Origin of the sequence: Brevibacillus sp. Leaf182, assembly GCF_001423865.2 — a bacterium.
Taxonomy (GTDB): domain Bacteria; phylum Bacillota; class Bacilli; order Brevibacillales; family Brevibacillaceae; genus Brevibacillus; species Brevibacillus brevis_C.
The window spans coordinates 1-1,423 of sequence record NZ_LMPN02000004.1 but is presented as its reverse complement, the minus strand read 5'-3'; the positions used below and the strand labels follow the sequence as shown (position 1 = coordinate 1,423).

1 pseudogene is annotated in these 1,423 nt (G+C 37.7%); it reads right to left on the bottom strand.

The features are described 5' to 3' along the window. Nucleotides 1-85: 85 nt before the first annotated feature. A pseudogene (locus ASG16_RS00020) lies at nucleotides 86-1,323 on the bottom strand (IS1182 family transposase); the annotation flags it as partial. Between the last annotated feature and the right edge of the window lie 100 nt (nucleotides 1,324-1,423).

Sequence of the window (1,423 nt, the reverse complement as noted above, 5' to 3'; positions counted from 1 at the left end):
TCAGACTGAAGAGAAACCCCCTTTTGGGGGATTTCTTTTTGGCATTGTTCCAGCACGAAGTGCTGAAAAAAAGGATAGCCTGCACCTAACTTGCTTTCGCTAGGTGTAGCGCTATCCTTTTAATGTTTTGTACTGTTGCTGTCATCAATACCTGCTCTTGGACATTTTCACGTCCGCGTAACCTACAATAGCGAAGCCCATGCAGTTCTTTAGCATCTGCAAAGCTTCGCTCTATGGTTTGGTATCTTAATCTATATAAATATTTCCCCGATTTACTTAAACGGTTCTGTCGAACCCATTCCTTACTCTCTTCCCAAACGTGCCTGCTTATCACCTTTTGGTGATTTTTAGATCGGGTACACTCAGAAAGCCTTGGACAAGTTTTACATATTTCTTTATTGGACTTATACATCCTGTATCCGTTTCGATCGGTAGTCGAATAAGTAAGTGTATGTTTTTGAGGACATGTGTACACATCGCACTCCAGATCATATTTAAAGCGCCATTTAGCAAAAAGACCTTTGACAGGTGTAAAGGCACGATGACCGATGACAGCAAATACATTTATATCGTGAAGTGCCTTGCAGATTGGAGTAGTTAAATAACCAGCATCTAATGCAATAGCTTCAATTGTATCCTTAAACCCAAACTTCTCGATTTGGAGATTCAGCCTATCTATGTAAGGAACGGAATCATGGACATTGCCAGCAGTGACATGGACATCGGTAATAATATTGTACTTATGATCGACAGTCCGGTGATCGAGATAGAAAAAGCCTTCGGGCTTGCTGTCTCGAACCATGTAGCCACTTTCCGGATCAGTGGTACTCATCTTGATTTCCTTTTCTTCCTTCACGCCCTCTCTAGGCTTCAATCCTTTTTTCCATGTACCTCACGGTCTTCATTAATTGCTACCTCTAAATCTTTGAGATAGGCACGACTCGTTTTCTCGATGACATGCTTCTTAAATTTTCGTTTATTCGCATTTGCTTTAAGATGCGTAGAATCACTTATCAATACACGTCCAGCGACCATTCGATGCTGAATCGCCAAGCGCACAATTTCATCAAAAATCTCCTGAAAAACATTTGTATTTTTAAAACGGGTTCGACGATTCCAACTGATTGTTGTGTGATCTGGAACTCGATCTGTTAAAGAAAGGCCAAGAAACCAACGATAGGCGATATTAGTCTGGATTTCTTTTTCGAGCTGCCTCTCTGAGCGGATACCGTAAAGGTATCCAATGAAAATCATTTTAAATAAAACAATAGGATCAATCGACGGTCTACCGTTATCCTCGCAATAATATTGACGTACTTTTTTTTTTTTTTTTTTTTTTTTTTTTTTTTTTTTTTTTTTTTTTTTTTTTTTTTTTTTTTTTTTTTTTTTTTTATTTTTTTTATTTTTTTTTTTTTTTTTTTTT